General features: G+C 69.0%; 13 protein-coding genes and 2 pseudogenes. 4 read left to right on the top strand and 11 right to left on the bottom strand.

From position 1 onward, the window contains the following. Positions 1 to 46 precede the first annotated feature (46 nt). The 4 genes and pseudogenes from M878_RS58080 to M878_RS000000101785 all read right to left on the bottom strand — a co-directional run. Positions 47 to 1,418: pseudogene (locus tag M878_RS58080) on the bottom strand (S53 family peptidase). A gap of 862 nt (positions 1,419 to 2,280) precedes the next feature. Then, positions 2,281 to 2,739 (bottom strand): hypothetical protein, encoded by a 459-nt coding sequence (locus M878_RS47330; protein WP_023545707.1) that lies wholly within the window; start codon positions 2,737 to 2,739, stop codon positions 2,281 to 2,283. Between the two features lie 1,426 nt (positions 2,740 to 4,165). Further along, the gene (locus tag M878_RS99660; RefSeq protein WP_245238066.1) at positions 4,166 to 4,846 is read right to left on the bottom strand and encodes a polysaccharide deacetylase family protein; all 681 of its coding nucleotides are present in this window, start codon (positions 4,844 to 4,846) and stop codon (positions 4,166 to 4,168) included. 192 nt (positions 4,847 to 5,038) lie between these two features. Further along, positions 5,039 to 5,383 (bottom strand): annotated as a pseudogene (locus M878_RS000000101785) (hypothetical protein); the annotation flags it as partial. 338 nt (positions 5,384 to 5,721) lie between these two features. On the opposite strand from M878_RS000000101785, the gene M878_RS58065 reads away from it, so the two are divergent. Further along, positions 5,722 to 6,828 carry a phosphatidylserine decarboxylase family protein gene (locus M878_RS58065; protein ID WP_023545704.1) on the top strand — a complete coding sequence of 369 codons (1,107 nt, stop codon included), beginning with the start codon at positions 5,722 to 5,724 and terminating at the stop codon, positions 6,826 to 6,828. A 70-nt stretch (positions 6,829 to 6,898) separates the two neighbouring features. Here the strand turns inward: M878_RS58065 and M878_RS58060 are convergent, their stop codons facing one another. The 4 genes from M878_RS58060 to M878_RS92170 are packed head-to-tail and all read right to left on the bottom strand — an operon-like array spanning position 6,899 to position 10,183. Beyond that, positions 6,899 to 8,179: a ferritin-like domain-containing protein gene (locus M878_RS58060; RefSeq protein WP_023545703.1), complete on the bottom strand. Its 1,281-nt coding sequence runs from the start codon at positions 8,177 to 8,179 to the stop codon at positions 6,899 to 6,901. A 6-nt stretch (positions 8,180 to 8,185) separates the two neighbouring features. After that, positions 8,186 to 8,857: an HvfC/BufC N-terminal domain-containing protein gene (locus M878_RS58055; RefSeq protein WP_023545702.1), complete on the bottom strand. Its 672-nt coding sequence runs from the start codon at positions 8,855 to 8,857 to the stop codon at positions 8,186 to 8,188. After that, the gene (gene bufB / locus M878_RS58050) at positions 8,850 to 9,701 is read right to left on the bottom strand and encodes an MNIO family bufferin maturase (RefSeq protein ID WP_023545701.1); all 852 of its coding nucleotides are present in this window, start codon (positions 9,699 to 9,701) and stop codon (positions 8,850 to 8,852) included. Before bufB ends, M878_RS58055 begins: the two co-directional genes overlap by 8 nt. Further along, the gene (locus tag M878_RS92170) at positions 9,698 to 10,183 is read right to left on the bottom strand and encodes a hypothetical protein (RefSeq protein WP_158692667.1); all 486 of its coding nucleotides are present in this window, start codon (positions 10,181 to 10,183) and stop codon (positions 9,698 to 9,700) included. The genes bufB and M878_RS92170 overlap by 4 nt, the downstream gene beginning before the upstream one ends. Positions 10,184 to 10,441: 258 nt before the next feature. On the opposite strand from M878_RS92170, the gene M878_RS58045 reads away from it, so the two are divergent. After that, the gene (locus M878_RS58045; RefSeq protein ID WP_063750647.1) at positions 10,442 to 11,722 is read left to right on the top strand and encodes a phosphatidylserine decarboxylase family protein; all 1,281 of its coding nucleotides are present in this window, start codon (positions 10,442 to 10,444) and stop codon (positions 11,720 to 11,722) included. 373 nt (positions 11,723 to 12,095) lie between these two features. Here the strand turns inward: M878_RS58045 and M878_RS97395 are convergent, their stop codons facing one another. The 3 genes from M878_RS97395 to M878_RS58030 form a co-directional block, all read right to left on the bottom strand. After that, positions 12,096 to 12,368 (bottom strand): hypothetical protein, encoded by a 273-nt coding sequence (locus M878_RS97395; RefSeq protein WP_158692666.1) that lies wholly within the window; start codon positions 12,366 to 12,368, stop codon positions 12,096 to 12,098. Positions 12,369 to 12,791: 423 nt separating this feature from the next. After that, positions 12,792 to 14,264 carry a hypothetical protein gene (locus tag M878_RS58035; RefSeq protein ID WP_158692665.1) on the bottom strand — a complete coding sequence of 491 codons (1,473 nt, stop codon included), beginning with the start codon at positions 14,262 to 14,264 and terminating at the stop codon, positions 12,792 to 12,794. Between the two features lie 614 nt (positions 14,265 to 14,878). Continuing rightward, positions 14,879 to 16,459: an IucA/IucC family protein gene (locus tag M878_RS58030; RefSeq protein ID WP_037730081.1), complete on the bottom strand. Its 1,581-nt coding sequence runs from the start codon at positions 16,457 to 16,459 to the stop codon at positions 14,879 to 14,881. A 42-nt stretch (positions 16,460 to 16,501) separates the two neighbouring features. On the opposite strand from M878_RS58030, the gene M878_RS58025 reads away from it, so the two are divergent. Together M878_RS58025 and M878_RS58020 are read left to right on the top strand one after the other, a co-directional pair. Then, positions 16,502 to 18,007, top strand: coding sequence for an IucA/IucC family protein (locus M878_RS58025; RefSeq protein ID WP_031224516.1), 1,506 nt, complete (start codon positions 16,502 to 16,504; stop codon positions 18,005 to 18,007). Between the two features lie 13 nt (positions 18,008 to 18,020). Next, positions 18,021 to 18,881, top strand: a complete 861-nt coding sequence (locus M878_RS58020; protein WP_023545694.1) for a TauD/TfdA family dioxygenase — start codon at positions 18,021 to 18,023, stop codon at positions 18,879 to 18,881. The last annotated feature ends 2 nt before the right edge of the window (positions 18,882 to 18,883 follow it).

Genomic DNA, 18,883 nt, shown 5'->3' with positions numbered 1-18,883 from the left:
CGGTGGCGGCTCCCCGTGACCCGACGGGGAGGTCATGCGGTGTGGATCAGCTGGCGCTGAAGGCGCTGATGCCCTCGGGGGTGCCCCAGCCGGTCGGGCCGTCGTAGCCGGTGCCGGCGGTGCAGAAGTACGACGGGGAGCAGGTGCCGTTGCTGCCGCTGGTCACGTCGTTCAGCGCTGATGTGCCGGCCTTGTTGTAGGGGTACTGGGCCGGGTAGTCGCTGGAGCCCGGGGTGCCGGCGAGGGCGTAGACGCCGGCGATGATCGGCGAGGAGGCGCTGGTGCCGCCGTAGGTGTTCCAGTTGCTGCTGGTGCCGTAGGAGTCATAGACCGAGACGCCGGTGGCCGGGTCGGCGACCGCGGAGACGTCGGCCTCCATGCGGTTGGAGCAGCCCGAGTCGGTCTGCCAGCTCGGCTTCGGGTCGTACGCGGAGCAGCCGGAGCCGGTGCCCTCAGTGCTGGAGGTGTTCCACACGGACTCGGTCCAGCCGCGGCTGTTGGAGGACGTGGACAAGCTGGTGCCGCCGACTGCGGTCACGTACTGGGAGGTCGCCGGGTACTCGGCGCCGTAGCCGCTGTCACCGGCGGAGACGGTGATGGCGACGCCCGGGTGGTTGAAGTACTCGGAGTCGTACGTCGTGTCGGAGGGGTCCTCCGAGCCGCCGTAGCTGTTGGAGACGGACGTGGCGCCCAGGCTGACGGCCTCGTTCACGGCCGTACCGAGGTCGTCCATCGAGGAGGAGTTGGCCTCGACGAGCGTGATGTTGCAGTTGGGGCAGATGGCGGAGGCCATGTCGAGGTCGAGGGAGATCTCGCCGGCCCAGCCGCTGTCGGCGGTGGGGAGGTTGGCGGAGCCGTCCTGCGCGACTTTCGAGAAGCAGCCGTTGGACGACGTGCAGGCGGACAGGCCGTAGTTCGAGCGGTAGGCGGCCAGATCCGACTCGGCGTTCGGGTCGTCGTAGGCGTCGACGATCGCGATGGTCTTGCCGGAGCCGTTGGAGGAGGCGGCGGAGGCCAGGCCGTAGGCCGACTGGAGGTCGCTGGGGCCGTAACCTGTGGGGGAGTCCGCGGCGGCGTTCGGCCGGACGCTCTGCGGCGCCGTGCCCTTCTTCGCCGCCTGCTCCTCCTGGAAGGCGGTGGTGCCGCCGGTGACGCGCAGGGCGTTGCAGGACGCGTAGCCCTTCTTCGGGGTGCCGGCGCACTGCTGGGTGTACTGCACATGGGCCTTGGCGACCGCGGCGGCGATCGCCTTCGGGCTGACCGTCTTGGCCGTCGTGGCCGTGAGGGGGGGTGGCCGCGCTCGCGGGGGCCGCGGTGCCGAGTCCGGCGAGCACGAGGGCGGCAGTGGCCGCGGCGGCCGAGCCTATTCGGCACCATCTGCCGCTTCTGTGGGGGGTGTTGGGGGATGACGTACGCAACGTACAGCCTCCTGATAGTGGGTGACAGAGGCGTGCGGGTGTGGGGGTCCACCGGTGCGGTTCCCGGCGGGGGCGGCGGCCCGCGACGACCCTCACTTGTTGAGTGCGCGACAAACAAGGCGCGTTCCGGATTCCTGACTCCGGCGTTACCGAAGGAGGAGGCGGGCTTGCCGGGCAATGGCGGTCCAATAGCCAAGCGATGGCTTGAACTTGACCCTGGGTAGAGGGCAAGCGCAGCGCTACGCGCGCCGACGGAGACCGTGCTCGGTCACCCGCCGGAATACTGTCCGTGCCTGACAGTCGGCAGATACGTCCGCTCAAGCGCGGCTGTACCAACCACACCGCCGACAACGGTGCCGTAGCGGACACCTATGAACGACCGATGCCGCCCTCAGGATCCACCGCACGCACTGGTCGCGCGACGCCGGAGCCGGTCACCCGTTCCACCGCCGCGCACGGCGAACGCCACCACCCCGACGCCCGGCTTCGTGTCCGGCGCGGCCGCCGGCAACGCCTCGTCACGAGTCAGCTTCGGGAGGTCCTGGCCAGTTGCGGGAAGCTGCCGCACCGCACTGGAGGTGCAGACAGAGAGGTTGAGCCAGCAGCATCAGGAGGTGCGCGACGAGCTGGAGGAGTTCTCCGTCGCCGAGCGGGAAGCGACACCGGTCCAGGTTACCGAGCTGTCCACGGCCACGTCGACCTTCCTGCGTGCAGATCGCCACGAGCGTCCTCGCTGTCCTGCGCCATGGAGATCACTGGCTCACACCAGTTCCGATGACCTGCGGTTTCGAAGTTGAGGGAGGGCTCAATGCCGTACGGCCATGGGCACGAGTGCGCCCATGGCCGTACGGAGCGGGTGTTGTCAGGAGACGTGCCTGACCTGGTGGCTGTAGACGCCGACGGAGATGAAGCCGAGGCCGACCGTCTTGAAGAAGTAGGAGGGCTCGGTCACGCCCGGGAAGAGGGGCCAGCGGAGTGTGACGTTCGTGTACGGGCCTGCGTAGTGGCCCTGTTCCTTGAGGAGCTTGTCTGCCGCGGTGATGTCCATGGGGACGGGCTGCGGAATCACGCGGTCCTCAAGCCACGGGTGCGGTACCAGCTCGGGCTGGTCGAGGTCGCCCCAGGGCTTGGCGGTCTTGACGAAGACGGTTCCCTCCTCGACCCGGAAGACGAAGCGCCACATGCCGATGTCGTGCACGTTCGGCGTCGGCTGGTCGGGGTTCGAGCCGTCGGCCTCGTAGAATTCCGCGTCCGGGAACTGCTCGCGGGCCGCGCTGACGGCCCTTTCCAGCAGGTCAAGGAATTCCGGCTTTGCGGTCATGCCCACACTCCTTGATCGCGGTGATGCGGTCAGGATCCATGGTGGTGGAGCGGAAGGTGACCTTCCCAGGTTCGTTCCGGACGTCGAGTCGCCCGAAAACCCTGGTGGCTAGGAGGAGTTGGGCCGGGTCCTCGGCGGCGTTTCGGCCAGGTGAACCCGGTCCCACGTCTGGTGCACCAGCCCATGTTGTGGCCTGTCTCATAGTCCGTCCTGTGGTGGAGAGCTGTCCTGGAATGAGTGAGTCACGAGTCTCCGCGGGCTCGTGGTCCACCTGAGCCACACTGGTCGCTGACTTGATCGGCTCTCTTGCGGTGGCGAGGAGTGAGGCGGCGGCCGGGGAGCGGCCGCCATCTCAGCGAAATCGGTGCCTTGGCACACGCCCGGCGGGCGGTCAACGAAGCAGCGCCGCATCACGGTGGTCACGCGACCCGTCGGACAGGCCTCAGCAGCTCGGGATCCAGGATGCGCCGGATCGTAGGAGGCCGTCTGGCCAGCGAGCGGGAACCGACGAGTTGACCGCTTCGGCAGACGATCTCCTCCGCAGACCGCCGCCCACGACCAGCACGAGCTCGCCCCACACCGCGTTCGGTTGCGGTAGGCGCCGCGCACTGCAGTGCGTCGCCACCGACCTGCTCGCCCGCCCGCGGGCAGATAGCGTGCGGCAGCGCAGACGGCAGCGCAGACGGCAGCGCAGACGGCAGGCAAGCGGGGCAGCGTCCGGGGCAGCAGGCCACGCTGCAGCCCCTGTGCCCGGGCGTGTTCCACGTCGTACAACCGGGCCCGCTCCAGCGACTGGCCGACCAGAGCGCTCAGGGCGGTCAGCAGCGTGCGCTCCTCGTCGGTGAAGGACACCAGGCACATGCTGAGGCGTGTCCGGAGGCGATCACGGGCAGGGACGCCCACGCGTTCCTCGATGAACCGGGGAGCGCATGTCCCGAACACGTCGGCGGCCACGGGGAGTCGGTGACTGCGAGCCCGTCGAGCAGGGTGAGGAATTCCTGTGTGTATCCGCGGGAGCCGCCCACATGCTGTCGGCCGCTTTCGAACACCCGGACAATGAGCCCGTCGGCGCCGAACGGGGCCCGGACGTGGGCCGCGACGGCCTGCACGACCTCGCGGGAGGCCACCGCCTCGGCGAGTGCCGAGGTCGGTTTGCCCATCCGGACCGTCCGCTCAGAGCCGGCCACCGAACGACAGGCGGGTGGCGTGTAGGGCACGTCCTCCAAACGCGCAGCGGCCCATCCCGCCACCGCATACAGAAAGGACGCTGTACCGCGTCCGGCTCGCTGGACCCTGCCATGACCACGGACAGCACACCTGCTTTGAACGAGGCGGCGGGAAAGCTCGGCCCTCACGGCTGAGGGTGAGTCCCGGGTTTGGCTGCCGCAGGTACCAATTCGCCTCCTCCTCACTCTTCGCGCGCGTACTAGGGGGTGACGAACTGATAGCCGGCGTCGAGCAGGCGGGGAAGCACCAGGCGCAGGGCGGCCACTGTCTGGGAGCGGTCGCCTCCGCCGTCGTGCTCGAGGATGATCGATCCGGGATGGGCGTGAGCCATGATCCGCTCGACGATGCGCGAGGTGCCCGGTCGTGACCAGTCGTGAGGGTCGACGGACCAGTCCAGGAGCCGCATGCCCATCTCGCGGCAGGTGGCCAGGGTCGGCTCCGACCAGGCTCCGTAGGGGGCGCGGAAGATCGTGGGGCGGCGGCCGGTGACCTTCTCGATCGTGTCGCTGGTCCGTTCCAGCTGGGAGCGGACGGTCGTGGCGGATGCCTGGGCCAGGTCGGCGTGGGTCCAGGTGTGGTTGGCGATCAGGTGGCCTTCGGCGGCCACCGCCCGCACCAGGCTGGGGTACGCGCTGACGCGGGCACCGACCTGGCAGAACGTGGCGGTTACGGCGTAGCGGTGCAGGATGTCCAGAACCTGCGGAGTCCATTCGGGGTTCGGACCGTCGTCGATGGTCAGCGCGATGGCTCGCGGGCCCTGGTGGACGTAGAACTCCGGCCTGCCCGGCAGCTCGACGCCGGCCGGCTCGCTGGCGTGAGAGTCGCCCGGATGCGTGGGCTTCACGATGTCAGGTGCCGACGTTCCTGTGTGTTCAGACATACCGCCAGAGGCTGTGCAGGCGCTGAGAAACATCAATCCGCCGACTGACAGCAGGGCCCGGCGGGTGACATGTGTACTGCCTGTGTTCTCCATGCCATGGGTAACTGCATCGCCCCGTATGGTGGTTGCGCTCACGTCCTTGCCCGCCTCCATGGCTCGCACGGTGTGTTCGGCGTGGAGCGGGGTGGGCAGACAGACGTCGACGAGGCCGATGGCGAGCTCACCGTGGATCTCATCGGGAGCGATGGTCGTAGCGAAGCCGAACTGCTGAGCGAGCGGCAGGAGTTTGGTCGGCGTGTGGCCGAGGACGACGACCTTCTCGACTTCGGGCCGGGCGGCGTGGACGGCTGCGTGTGCGCGGCCGAAGCCGGTACCCAGCAGACCGATCTTGGTCGCGCACTGTCCTTGTTGCTGTCGCTGGTGTTGCCGCCGCTGTCGTTGCCGCCGGCCGGCACCGTTTTCGGCCCCTGCTCGACGCGGGCACCGGCTGCGAGGGCCTTCTCGGTCGGCGTCGTGACACCCTGGGCCAGGAAGCACGGCATGGCGCAGTCCGCGCCACCGTTCCGCCTGCTGAGGTCGCGCAGCCCACCGACCGGGTACGGCTCGCCGGTCTGGAATGGCCTGATCATCCCCCCGGCCGGATCGTGCCCCTGCGGCGTGCCGGGACAGCGCAGTACGGTCGCCCGGCGAGCTGGCCGGAGCACACGGAAGGGGACGAACATGAGCCGAATCACCACCTCAGCGGCGATCGACACCCGGTACTACAACTCCTATGGATTCGCGGGCGGTTACCTGCCGAAGGACCGCGCGCACACGCGCTGCTGAAGGAGTTCACGGAGCGGGCGACGGAGTGGAAGGCCGACCACATCCAGCCCGTGGCCGACCTGGAGAAGCTCCTCACCACCGACCCTGTCGTCCAGCAGTACGTCAGCGACATGATCGAGCAGGTTCCCGAGGAGGAGCGGACCGTCTCCGACATTCCGCACCTGCTCCAGTGCCTTGATCAGATCGCGACGACCGCGCCGGAGTACCACTGGGACCCGGCGTCCCGGAGGTTCTTCCCGATGTCCCACCTCTTCGTCTACATGATGGCGACGGACGCCGGGTGGAACGCCTTCCGCAACCAGAAGTTCAACGACGCGCTGGCCGGCGTCCTCCAGTACTGGTACAGGTTCCTGAGCAACGAGATTCCCGGCCAGGACAGCCGGACGGTCCTGAACGACGGGCCGACGGGCTGGCTCTCCCCGCCCGCGTACGAGGAGTTCCGGCTCTTCCAGTTCGAGGTCGACCTGGGCAAGGAGTACGGCGGGCTCGCTTCGTACAACGACTTCTTCCACCGTGCCCTCAAGGACAGGTATCGCCCGCTGCCCACCGACCCCAAGGCGATCGTGTCGCCCAACGACGGGAAGGTGGTCCGGTGGCGGCAGGGCGTCAAGCGCCAGGACCAGTTCTGGCTCAAGGGACAGCCGTATTCCCTGGAACACATGCTCAACGGCAGTGAGTACGCGAAGGATTTCGCCGACGGCGATGTCCTCCAGACCTTCCTCTCGGGCGCCGACTACCACCGCTGGCACGCACCGGTGGACGGCAAGGTGGTGGCCGTCGACAAGGTCCCCGGCTATATGTTCGCCGAGCTCCAGTCGATGGGCGACGACCCGACGGCCGGAACGCACTCACAGTGCTACGGCGCTTCGGTCAACACCCGGGGCATCGTGGTCATCGAGAGCACCGCGCCGAAGATCGGCCTGGTGTGCGTCATGCCCGTCGGCATCACCGAGATCTCCTCGATCACCCACTCGGTCTCGGTGAACGTCCAGGTCACCAAGGGCCAGGAGATCGGCCGGTTCAGCTTCGGCGGGTCGAGCATGTGCCTGCTCTTCCAGAAGGGCGCCGTCGACCACCTCGCGCCGGACAACCCGAGCGGTGACCCGGACAACGGGGCTCCGGTCTTCGTCAACGGGCAGATCGCCCGGGCCCGGTAGCTCCGCCGGCCCTGCGACGCGACGGCGCCCTCCGTATGGCCGGAGGGCGCCGTCCGCGTGCTCAGTTCCGTCAGGGAAGCCGGATGTCCGGCAGCAGTGAGATCTGTCGCTGGACCCCGTCGTCACCGCCCAGTGCGGCATAGCTCGGGAGCAGCTTCTCGCAGAGTGAGGCGAGTTCGGCCTTCGGCTGCTTGGTCCTGAACGCGTAGTACTGGAAGGGCGGCCCGGCGTTGACGGACAGCTCCCCCTTGACGAGCGGCGTCCGCACCAGGAGCTCGCAGACCGGGTACAGCACTCCCTGCATCACGGCGATGAAGCCGCGCTCGTAGGCGTACCGGTCGCTCTGCGTGAACAGGTCCTTGTCCTGCGCCGGGTCATGCACCTGCATGGGCGTCCGGTAGATGGCGTCCAGCAGCGCCAGGACGTAGCAGTAGACGGCGTTGGAGAACTCCATCAGGTCCTTGACGCTCTGGTCCGCCGTGACGGTCTTCAGGTCCGGGTCGTCGAGCACCGGCCAGATGACTTCGGCGTCGTCGATCGTGTACTTCTGCCTGCCGTTGTCGTCACAGACGACACCGATGCCGTCGAGGCCCTTCGCGATGTCGGAGAACTTGGTGTAGTGGGACGCCTGCCACTTGCCGATGTCCTGCGGCGGGTGGTCGTCCGTGCGCACGATCGGGTCGGGGAGCAGGCCCTTGTCCTCGACAGCTCCCTCGCCCTGGTCGACGATGATCTGCATCGCCTGGATCGCGGACGCCTCGTCCACGATGAGCCGCGGCTGGTCGGAGCCGCCGTTCTGGTTCCAGTAGGCCCGGTGGTACTGGAACTTCCACAGGTCCTTCTTCGCCTTGGCCCAGTCGATGGTCGAGCTGAGGTTGTGGATGCCCCGTTCGATGCGCGCGTAGAACTCGCCGAGGGAGTGGTATGGCTCGATCTCGCCGAGAGCGGCCCCCGCAGGGGTGGCCGGCAGCTCGATCTGCATGAACGTGTTCCTGACCTGGTCGGTGGAGAGCTTCCGCAGCCGCATGGGCAGCTCGGGCTGGCGCTTGAGCATCACGCTCGGGTAGGTGGGGATGACCTTCGGGTCGTAGAGCCGGAAACTCGTGTCCCCGACCGCGATCAGCAGGTTGCGCACCAGACTGAGGTGCAGCATCTCCTCGATCGCCACACCGATCATTGTGCGCTGCGCCGACGCGCCGGCCGCCCACTGCGAATAGCCGCGTGTCTTGATCGAATAGGTCGCGTACAAGTACAGGGGAACCGTGGACAGTTCGACTTGGGCGGCGGCCTTCAGATGGTCGATCAGGTCCTGCAGGTCGGTGATCTCCTGAACCGATTCCTTCGTGGTCACGGTGAATCAATCCTCCGATGCCGGTGCCGCTGGGGAAGTTGGGGGATGCGAAGAAGAGACGTGCAGACGCGTGTACGCCCCCGGGCTCAGCTCCCGGGTGACGACCGTGAAGTGCCGCCGGGTCACGGCGAGATGGACGGGCCGCTGTGCGGGCGGTTCCGGTTCCTCACCCCGGTGCACCGCGGCCAGGTACGCGTGGACGGGCGCGCAGACCCGCAGCAGCCGCAGGGGCGGCGCCGGGGCCGTGCCGTCCTCGATGCCGGGCGCATCCAGGACCTCGGTGAAGGCCCGCTCGAAGCGGATCAGGTCGATCAGCAGGTCGATCCACGCCTCGCGCTCCACGCCGGGCCCGGAGTCCGGCCGCGTACGGGCCAGGTGGCCGGCGAAACCGGTGCTGAGCCCGGTCAGGGTGGGGGAGCGGGAGGGGTGCGCCTCCAGGTGGTCCTGCGCGAAACCGTCGAAGATCTCCTGCCCGAGCAGGTGCACCGACCCCGGGTGCAGGCTGCGCATGCACTCCAGCAGCCGTAGCCGGTAGCCCTGTTGGTGGACGAGCAGCCGCTCGCGGGCCGACAGCCGGCTGGACGCGGTGATCGTGTGGCCGGGGTCCTCGCCCGTCGGGTGCAGGATCACCGACTGCATCCAGCGCTGCACGGCGGCCAGCGAGGTGGTGTCAGCCATGGGAGCCCCCCGCCGGGGCCGCTGGCGCCCGCTCCCGTGCCCTGTCGAGCTCGGCCAGCAGCTCCGGGAACGGCGGCAGCTTGTCGTCGCGTTCCAGCAGGGTGGACACTCCGCCGGTCAGCTCCGTCGCCAGCCGGTACAGCCCCCACACCGGTTCGGACACGGGCGCGTCGTGGGTGTCGATGATGTGCGTGCCGTGGTGGGTGTGCCCCGCGAGGTGCATCTGGACCACGCGCTCGTGCGGCAGCTCCCGCAGGTAGCGCACCGGGTCGAAGTCGTGGTTGAACGCGGAGACGTAGACGTTGTTCACATCGAGCAGCAGCCCGCAGTCCGCCTCCTGCGCCATCCGCCCGAGGAACTCCCACTCGGCGAGCGTGGAGGCGTGGAACTCCACATAGCTGCTGGGGTTCTCCAGGACCAGCCGGCGTTCCAGCATGTCCTGGACGACGCGCACGCGGCGCACGACGTGGTCCAGGGTCTCCTCGGTGAACGGCAGCGGCAGCAGGTCGTGGGTGTGCACACCCAGCACGCCCGTCCAGCACACGTGGTCCGAGACCCACGGGGCCCGTACCTCGTCGGCCAGCCGCTTCAGCCTGCGCAGGTAGCCGAAGTCCAGGGGGTCCGTGCTCCCGATGGACAGCGAGACCCCGTGCGGGACGACCGGGTACCGTTCGGCGATCTCCGCCAGGGCGTGCCGTCTGCCGCCGCGGGTGTCCAGGAAGTTCTCGGAGATGATCTCGAAGAAGCCGACGTCCGGCCGGTGCCGGCGGATGTACGGGAGGTGCGGTGTCCGCAGCCCGACCCCGAGGCCGAGGTGCGGCAGGCCCAGCCGTGCCTCGCTCACTGCGGCTGCGACATGTAGTCGTAGTGCGGCATCCGGTCGTCCTCGATGCCCTCGCCCGGGGCCGGGCCGAACGCCTTGCCCGCCGCGTACATCCGCGCCTCGAAGAGCCGGCGAGCCTGCTTCCACACGCTCTTGCCCTTCAGCGGGCCCGCCGAGAAGACCCGGCTCTCGTTGATCGGGCTGGCACAGCTGCCGTTGAAACGGCAGTCCTGCTCGCCCGGGTGGAACTGCTCGTAGTCCGTGCCCGCGTAGCCGCAGCCGCCCTGGCCCCGGCAGGCCCCTTCGCCGTGGCAGACGTGTAAGACGGTCGCGCAGGTGCCCATGCCCGCCATGGGGGCCGTGCCCGAGGCGTCGAGCCCGGCGCAGGAGTTGAGGCCCATGCAGACGTGCAGCTCCCGGGCCACTTCCTGGGGCAGCGGGTTCGGATCCGGGTCCGGGCACCTCTTGGGGCTGCGGGCGGAGTGCGCGGGGCGCTCATTCATGGTGGTCGTTCCTCTCAGCTCGAAGACGAAGGCCACACCCTGGCAGGGCGGCCCGGGAGGACGGCAGGGGGAGATCTGGCCACGGCGCCCCTGCGGGAACGGAACCGGCCACTGTCCGGTCATCCGGCTCCTTGTCCAGATGTTCGACCGCAAATGGCCATAGCGGAGATGGCCGGATTCCCGAAGTGCCAAAGATCCCCGGCACTTGGCAGCATGTGCGGATCGAGGCCACTGAACGTGAGCGACGAGGAGATGGTCATGACCGCTGTCATCACCCCGCAGGAGCTCCACGCGCGTTACCAGGGCACCTTCGGCCGGGCGGGCGGCTATCTGCCGCGGAATCCGCTGGCGGTCGACGAGTTCCACAAGAGCATCGCCCCGCGGGCGGCGGACCTCAGGAAGGATCTCGACCCCGCCGTCCAGGACCTGGCGGACTTCATCCACTCCGACCTCACCGTCCGGATGTACGTGACGAACATGCTCGCCGAAGTGCCCGAGCAGCACCGGCACATCCACACCGTGGACGACCTCGTCGAGCACCTGAACGCCATCGTCAGGTGGGCACCCGCCTACAACCGCAACCCCCTCCACCAGATCTTCCTGCCGATGTCCGCGCTCTTCGGCTATATGCGCCTGACGCCGTCGGGTTCGGTCCTGTTCCGCATGCCGCAGTTCAACGACAAACTGCGGCCCGTCCTGCGGAATTGGTGTGACTACCTCAACAGCGAGGACAGCGCCCACGTGCTGCACACCCGCGAAGGCGGCTGGTTCTCACAGCCCGCGACCGAGATGAACAAGTTGTACGAGTACCAGTGCTGGGACCGGCGCGACGAGAAGCACTGGGGCTTCACGTCGTTCAACGACTTCTTCCACCGCCCCATCAAGGACGAGTTCCGTCCGCTCGGCGGGAACGGCGACCCCGGCGTCGTCGCCCCCAACGACGGCACGGTCTACAACGTCCAGCGCCGCGTGGCCAGGGAAACGGACTTCTGGCTCAAGGAGCAGTACTCGCTCACGGACATGCTGCACGGCCCGCAGTGCGGGGACGAGTACGTCAGCACGTTCGTCGGCGGCGACGTGTACCAGTCGTTCCTGTCCGTCCACAGCTACCACCGGTGGCACGTGCCCGTCGACGGAACGGTCAAGCACCTGGAGATCGTGCCCGGCCTCATGTTCAGCGCCGCCTGGAACGAGACGCCCGACCCGACGACGTGGACCCACTCGCAGAGCTACCAGGCGCACATCAACACCCGCGGACTGGCGTTCATCGAGTGCAGCGAGGAACTCGGCAGGCGCATGGTGTGCGCCGTGGTGATCGGCATGGAGGAGGTCTCCTCGATCGACTGGTCGGTCGGTGTCGGCGACACCGTTCAGCGAGGCCAGGAGCTGGGCTACTTCAGCTACGGCGGCTCCAGCATGGCCCTGGTCTTCGAACAGGGCATCGTGGACGAGTTCACCGTGCCGTTCAACAACCCTCACGAGCACCCGGACGACGGCCCCACGGTCTTCGTGCGGTCGCAGATCGCGCGCGCCGCCTGAGTACTCCGCTGGAAGTGAGGTCCGAGACGCCTCGGCACCGCCGGGCCGGCATCCACCCACGGGCCGGTTGGACCCTGGCTCGGCGCAGTCCCTGGTGGGGACGACGCCGACTCGCTTCCCCTCGCGCGAACAATGCCGTGTCCGCAGCGGTTTCGGGGGAACGGGGGAGGGGTGAACGGGCGGAAGGCGCTGACCAGAGCGCACTTCAACCGACAGGGCGGGTACCGGCGACAGGGCGGGTACCGGTTACGGCGCCCAGCCCCGCGTTCTGGCTGAGGCCATGTGCCCTACGCGAGCGCGGGTGTCCCGCGCTGCGGTTGGCCTTCAGCCGCTCCAGGGCTCTGCTCAGCACCTCCCGCACACCAGGGGAACCTCAGCTCTGCACGGTGACCCGTACCCGGTAGTGGGCATAGCAGGTGACTTTGGCGTTCGAGGGGCACGGTGGAGGCTTGGCAATGAGCTCGCTGGTGCCTGGAGCCTCGGCGCGGAACAGTGCGGTTGCGGTCTGTTGGCTGTCGGTGATTCCGGCGGGTCGGAGTATGCCGGTTCGGCTGCTGGTGGGCGGTTCCATGAACAGGCCGTCTCCGAGGCGGACTTCGATCAGGGTGCCGGGTGCGACGGTCAGGGAGGGGCGGGCGGGGTCCATGGGGAGGTACCTTCCCGGGTGCGAGGACCGGGCCGGTGTGTAGCTGAAGCGGTTGCGGAACAGTACGGCGGTTCCGGGGGCTGCGGGTGGGGGGTCGTTGCGTGTGTCCGGCAGCTGGGAGACGGTGACGGTGGCATTCGGTGTCGTGCGGCCTGTTGTGATGGGCTGGCCGCCGGGAGTAGCGCGGTGTGATCCGCAGCCGCAGAGGATGGTGGTCAGGACGAGGAAGGCGCACAAACCGCCTCGTCCATGCGGTGGTTGCATGTGTCGCCTCCCTGGCTCGTGCACGAAAACTTACCTTGATGGGACTGGTCACTGGCCGCCGTGCCGAGCTGATGGCTGTGGGGCGGTGGCCGGAGGGCTGCCTGCGCGGCCGGCCGCGCAGGCAGCCCTCATTTCATCTGGTTCCTACTGGGGGTGCGGCTAGAAGTAGCTGTACTCCCCGATTGCGGTTCCCCAGGTGGGTGACAGGGTGGTGGATGAGGCGTTTCCGTATTCGCCGCCGATCCAGACCATGTTGGCGTTGGATCCGTCGAGGGAGATTCCGCTGTAGTCGCCGAAACGGATGGGGTTGGCGGATCCGCAGACGTCGCAGGACAACGGACCGCGACCGGTCCTGACCAGGCTGCCGGAGATGCTGGTACCTCCCGCCTGTGCGGCGAACACACCCAAAGACGGGTACAGGGAGGGTCCCGACGCGCTGGCGGCGAGGAAGACGTCGTTGCTGTCGTCCATGGTGATGGCGGGGTAGAACATGGCCGCGTTGCCCGAGTAGAAGTCGCCGTCGAAGGCCTTGGTCGGGCTGGACGATGCCGCGTTGGTGAGCAGGACGGTGCGCACGCACGACATCGTGGGCTGACCACTGGGCTGGCAGGAGTCGTTGGCCGCCACCCACAGTGCTCCGCCGCGGAAGCTCGCGGACTCGATGCGGTCGTCGCCGGTGTCGAGCGTCAGTGAGGTGTTCGGCTGCGACGCGGGAGGGGGCGAGGAGGTGGTGGCGATGCCCACGTCGTTGGAGGAAGAGCGCGAGACCCCGGGAAGACTGCCCGGAACGCCCGTGATGGTGTTCACGGTGATGTAGGAGAAGCCGAAGAAGTCCTTGTGGAAATAGGCTTCGTAGGCATCCGACGGGCTGTTGGGGTCGGTGTCGACGTTGACGGCGGGGAACACCATGTTCTGGCCGTCGTCGAAGAGGGCGTAGTCGAGCGGAATGCTGTTGCCGTAGTTCTCGGCCTCGGCCTGGTCCGCGACGTAGGTCTCAGTACCGGTGTAGCTCTGGCTGCTGCCGGAGCCGGTGTACTTGTTCCAGGTCAGGACGATCTTGTCGAGGCTGACGCCGAGCTTCGGCTGGTCCAGCAGTGTGCCTGCTGTCGGGTGCACCGTGTAGATCAGCCAGGCTCCCGTGGGGTCCGAGGTCTGGCTGACCGCGAGCTTGACCGCGCTGTCGTTGGCGGAGTCGTAGATCAGCTCGGTCGCGTAGAAGTGGCCCGAGAAGCGGTTGTACACGACCTTGGGGTCGCTGACGCTGGACAGGTTCGCCGTGGAGCCGTTGGACAACGTCGTCGGACCAGCCTGGAAGAAACTCGACAGGTCGCTCGTCTTGAGGACGGTACCCGTCTTGTCGGTGATGATCAGCCTGCTGTTGACCATCTCCACGACGTCATTGGTCCCGGCGGCGACCGCCGTGTCGGGCGGGGTCGGTCCCTGGGCGATGTCGTCCGCGCCTTCGAACAGCGTGTGCTGGTAGAAGGTGCCGGACGTGGTGGCGGCCTGTTGGGAGGACGTCGCTGCCGGGGCGGCCGCCGCAGCATTCGACGCGGGCTTGAGCTGAAGCGGGAAGAGCCCGGTGCGCCGAGGCTGTTCCCCCTGCTTGGGCCCATGATGAGTCGCCCGCACGGGATCGGACGCCCTCGCGTGCCCAGAGGCCGCCGGCAGGCCGCGTACCAGCACTTTGCCGCTGGCTCGTATTCGGCCGGTTTCCACCGGTCGTTCTCCGTGTCGCGCGGACGAGACACGGAGAGCGGGTGCCGCGTTGGCTGTCGCTGCGGGGGATATGAGTCCTACCGCGAGCGCGAGGGGCAGCGCTGAACACAGCGCTGCCAACCGAGCTGATGTGAAACGGGTATGCAAGTGCTCCTCCTGGAGCGCCAGCAGCTGAAGCCGAATCAGCTGAGAGGGCGTCATCGTAGGAGCGGAAGATCGTTTTCAGTCGTACCCGACCACGTACCGCTACGTGATCTCCACAGGCAGCTCATCGGTCACGCACAGAGAACACGCGAGGCTCGGCGGCATGCCGATGGGGCGTGCGCTGCCGGTGCGTAGTTCCGGGGAGCTGGGCGACCCAGTGTCCGGCCGTCGAACGGCGTCGTGTCGCCCGGCGCGCGCAGGCCGACCGCGACCAGGTGTTCCGCAGCTTCGACGGCACCTGTTCCCAGGGCAGCAGCTGCTCGGACCCGTCGGCGTACTCCTCCGAGCCGAACACGGACAGCCTGCTTGATGAATGGGCGAGGCTAGTGCTCGGCTCGTCGTCGGGGAGTGAGTGAGCCGTCGTCTCCCTGACCGGTGGCGCCGGCCAGCGGGTTGGGGACGGGGACGTAGCAGGGTTCAGTGCCGTCCGCGTCGATCCAGCGGGACAGCAGGTTGGCCTTGCACGGGACCGTTGCCGCGGCGAGCAGCGCCTTGATCTCGGGGAGGCCGTGCTCCCTGGCGCACCGTTGGAACTCCCGCCGCGCCGTGGGCCACAGGGCCTCGGCGGCTTCGGGGAAGCGGTGGGTGAGGACGTTCACGATCTCGGTCAGGTTGTTGACGACGAGACAGTACGCCAGGCGCTGCCAGGCGGCCTCACGGGGCGTCGCGGGGATCGCCCTGGCGCCTTCCGCGTCGCGGAAGACAGCCTGGACGGGGGAGCCGTCCGGGTCGACGGCAATCAGCGTGTTCTGGAGGTGACACTCGATCGCGATGCCGTGGCGGGCGTAGACCTCCAGCACGGGTGGGACGACGCAGTTCAGGTAGGCCGCCCACCACGGCAGCGGGTCGGTGAGGCGATCGAGTGGATCGCCGTCGAAGCCCTCGGTGAGGGCTGCGGCCAGCGTTGCGGTGGCGCCCGGGAGCACATGGTCGTCCAGGCCGTCACGGACGAGGACGGGGAAGGTCTCGTCGAGGCCACGAACTGTGCGGTGCCCGCGTTCGCTCAACCATGCCGCCGGGCCGTCCATGGCCCGGAAGGCCGCGGTGACCAGCGGGTCGGTGTGGCGCACATGGCGCAGTTCGTGCCGGCGGATCCGCCGGACGTCGTTGGTGATCTGTACTTCCAGGCTGAACTTCAGGAACAGGTCCCCGGACGCTCCGGGGCGTTCGGGGCCGCCGGGGACGTGGACCGTGCGCACCGAGGCCGTGGCCCGGGCGTCCCAGGGCGTGTGGCCCAGTTGGACGAGACGGCCGGCGGCGAAGGCGGCGCGCACGGCTGGCAGGTGGTGGGTGAGGTCGAGCTGCCAGGGATGGACGGGTAGCAGTCGATAGCCGTCGGGTGCCTGGCCCAGGGTGTCGAGGGCACGGGTGTCGCCGTCGTCGACCACAGTGTCCTCGCGCACACCCAGCAGGACGAGAGGGAAGCGGGCATAGGTCTCCGGCGCGTAGCGCAGCCAGACGCCGGGCGGGCCGCCCCCGGTGCGGGCCTTGGGGGCCGGGTGGTGGGAGTGCCCCATGATCAGGGCCTGTTCGGAGCGCAGCCACGGGTGGTCGGGTGGGGCGGCCCGGGCACGGGCGGCGAGCAGGGCCTCCAAGACCTCGCGGCCGGCGGTCATCTCGGCGGCCAGTGCGGCATTGGAGCGACCGGTGACGGCACGCATCTCCTGGGCAGCGAGGTCGATGAGGCCGCTGTGGCGCACGGGTTGCCAGCTGGTGCCGGTCCAGAGCTCGGGTGCGCCGGGCCGGTGACCGGTGCGGACGCTCAGCAGCCGGCCGGTTGCGCGCAGGCGGTGGAGGGAGCGACCGGCGACCGGTTCCCCGGCCGCCAGGGATGCTTCCCTCAGCAGGCAGTTGAGCAAGGGCGCCATGGCCAGTGCATCGGCTTCGCGGGCGAAAGTATTCATCGATCACCAGTATGTGTGGCGTGCGTTCGCCGGCGGTAGAACTTGCGTGTGCGCGACACACCCGCCGAGCGCGATCTTGCCGAGGAACTGGCGAGCTTTCGCCCCGAGTTGGTGTCTGCCTATCTCGCTGCGCTGTCCGGGGCCCGGGCAACGGTGCTGGCGCGGCTGTGGCGCGGGCTGGTCCATGAACCGCTGCCCTGGATCGCGGCCCGCGCCCGCGGGCGTGACGGGATCGCCCTGCGGCTGGTCGACGGGCGACGGCTGCACGGTCCGCCGTCGGACCCGTGGGCGACGGGGACAGCGGTTGCCGCCGTGGAGCTGGACGGCGTCGCGTACGACCATCCCGCCCTGCTGATGGCGGCGCTGCGAGTACCCGGCGGCGCGGCATTCTCCGCCGAACTCGACCATGACGTTGCCTCGTTGGCGCTGTCCCGGACGGCTCCTCCGCCGGCCGGGCCGCCGGTGGAGCCCTGGGAGTGGGAGCAGCAGTCACCGGACGGCCACCCGTACCACCCCACCTGCCGCTCCCGGCCCGGCTTCTCGGCCGCCGAGCAGCTGGCCTATGCGCCCGAGCACCGGCCGGTGGTGGCTCTGCAGCTCGTGCCCGTGACGGGAGCGACGGTGTACGGACCGTGGCCCGCACACTGGCGGGACGGGAACGCCGTACTGCTCCCGGTGCATCCCTGGCAGGCCGAGCACGTCCTCGGCAGCCGGCGGGTGCTGCCCGGGCCTCCGGCCCATCCGCTGCTCTCCCTGCGCACGCTCGCCTTCGACAACCAGGTCCACGTGAAGACCGCGCTGAGTACCCGACTCACCTCCCAAGTGCGGGACATATCGGCCTATTCGGTGGACCATGCCCTGGCCACGTCCGAACTGACAGAGCGGGTCGCGGACCGGCTGGGCGGCCGTCTGCACATCGCGCGCACGCTGACGGCGGCGGGGGCGGGCACGCCGGACCTGGCGGCGGTCCTGCGCGAGTCACCGTACGTCCACGCCGGGACGGCGGAGCAGGTGGTACCCGTGGCCGAGTTGCCCCGGCACTTCGCCACCCACAGCCGTCACGAACGACTGGCGCGCATCACCGAGTTCGCGCGGCTGGCCTTCGGCGTCTGCCTGGACCTGCTCGACCTGGGGGTGGCCCTGGAGGCGCATGGGCAGAATCTCCTCGCGGTTGTCGACAAGGAGGGGTGGCCCCGGCGGCTCGTCTACCGGGACCTCGCCGACATCCGCGTGAGCCCCGCCCGACTGGTCCGGCACGGCTTCCCGGCACCGCCGCTGACCGGCCGACTCCTCAACGACGACCCTGCCGTCCTGCGCCGCAAGGTTCTCGGCTGCCTGATCACCGGCGCGCTGGGCCCTCTGGCCGGGAGCACCACGACGCTGGGCACCCTGCTCGACGCCGCCACCCGCGACCTCCCCCCGACCCCGGACATGCGGGCACTGCGGACGCAGGACCTTCCCGTCAGGGCACTGACGCTGATGCGGCTGTCATCGGACGGCGAGCAGTGGGCGCTCCTGCCCAACCCCTTGGCTTCCTCCCCCTTGTGAAGAAGGAGGCACGATGCCCGAGCCCGCACCCGTCGACGCACTCACGGCGTGGCACGGCCACGCCCTCTGCGAGGCGGACTGGCTGATCGACTTACCGCCCGCCTGCTCACGCGCACTGGACAGCCCGGGCCGGGGAGCAGACCCGGGACCCACTGGAGCACCTCCCGGGGCGGCGCTGGCCACGCGTGTCGCACACCGCGTGCGCAACGGCCGCGGGTTCGTCGTGATCCGGGGCCTTCCCGTAGCCGGCCGCACCGACCAGGAGTGCGCCTCACTGTGCCGGCAACTCGCCGCCGCGCTGGGCACTCCGAGGCCGGTGGACTCCGGGGGCTTCGTCACCGTGGCCGGTAACGCCGGACTGAGCAAGACGAACCTCGCGCTGGCGCTGCACACCGACCGGACCCCGGCACCCCATCCGCCAAGACTGCTGGGGCTGTTGTGCCTGCGACAGGCAGCACAAGGCGGGGAGACGCTCCTGGCCAGCGGCCATGCCGTACACAACAGACTGCTCACCGAGCACCCCTGGGCTCTCCCCCGCCTCTACCAGGACTTCCACTTCGGCCGGGGGACCGGTTTCGACCGGCTCCGCCCCGTCTTCCAGTGGCACGGCGCCGACCTGCGCGTGCACTACAACAGGCGCGGGATCGAACGTGCCCAGCACGAAGCCGGTGTCCCCCTGACCCCCGACGAGCGGGCGGTCCTCGACGCAGTCGACCAGATCCTGTCCGACCGGCGCACGGTCCTGCGTATCTCCCTGCAGCCGGGAGACCTTCTCTGGCTGGACAACACCGTCGTGCTGCACGGCCGCACCGAGTTCACCGACCCGCCCGACCCGAGCGCCCACCGGTGCCTGGCCCGTGTGTGGGCTGACTGAAA

It is taken from the genome of Streptomyces roseochromogenus subsp. oscitans DS 12.976 (genome assembly GCF_000497445.1).
GTDB classification, from domain to species: Bacteria; Actinomycetota; Actinomycetes; order Streptomycetales; family Streptomycetaceae; genus Streptomyces; species Streptomyces oscitans.
The sequence above is the reverse complement of the archived record's forward strand: the minus strand, read 5'-3'. Positions and strand labels throughout refer to the sequence as shown.

What these genes read in the sequence shown, in the direction of transcription:
- M878_RS58030 (WP_037730081.1), bottom strand. Translation starts at nt 16,459, where the DNA reads ATGAATACTTTCGCCCGCGAAGCCGATGCACTGGCCATGGCGCCCTTG.
- M878_RS97395 (WP_158692666.1), bottom strand. Translation starts at nt 12,368, where the DNA reads ATGGACCCCGCCCGCCCCTCCCTGACCGTCGCACCCGGCACCCTGATC.
- M878_RS92170 (WP_158692667.1), bottom strand. Translation starts at nt 10,183, where the DNA reads ATGAATGAGCGCCCCGCGCACTCCGCCCGCAGCCCCAAGAGGTGCCCG.
- M878_RS58055 (WP_023545702.1), bottom strand. Translation starts at nt 8,857, where the DNA reads ATGGCTGACACCACCTCGCTGGCCGCCGTGCAGCGCTGGATGCAGTCG.
- M878_RS58045 (WP_063750647.1), top strand. Translation starts at nt 10,442, where the DNA reads ATGACCGCTGTCATCACCCCGCAGGAGCTCCACGCGCGTTACCAGGGC.
- M878_RS99660 (WP_245238066.1), bottom strand. Translation starts at nt 4,846, where the DNA reads ATGTCTGAACACACAGGAACGTCGGCACCTGACATCGTGAAGCCCACG.
- M878_RS47330 (WP_023545707.1), bottom strand. Translation starts at nt 2,739, where the DNA reads ATGACCGCAAAGCCGGAATTCCTTGACCTGCTGGAAAGGGCCGTCAGC.
- M878_RS58020 (WP_023545694.1), top strand. Translation starts at nt 18,021, where the DNA reads ATGCCCGAGCCCGCACCCGTCGACGCACTCACGGCGTGGCACGGCCAC.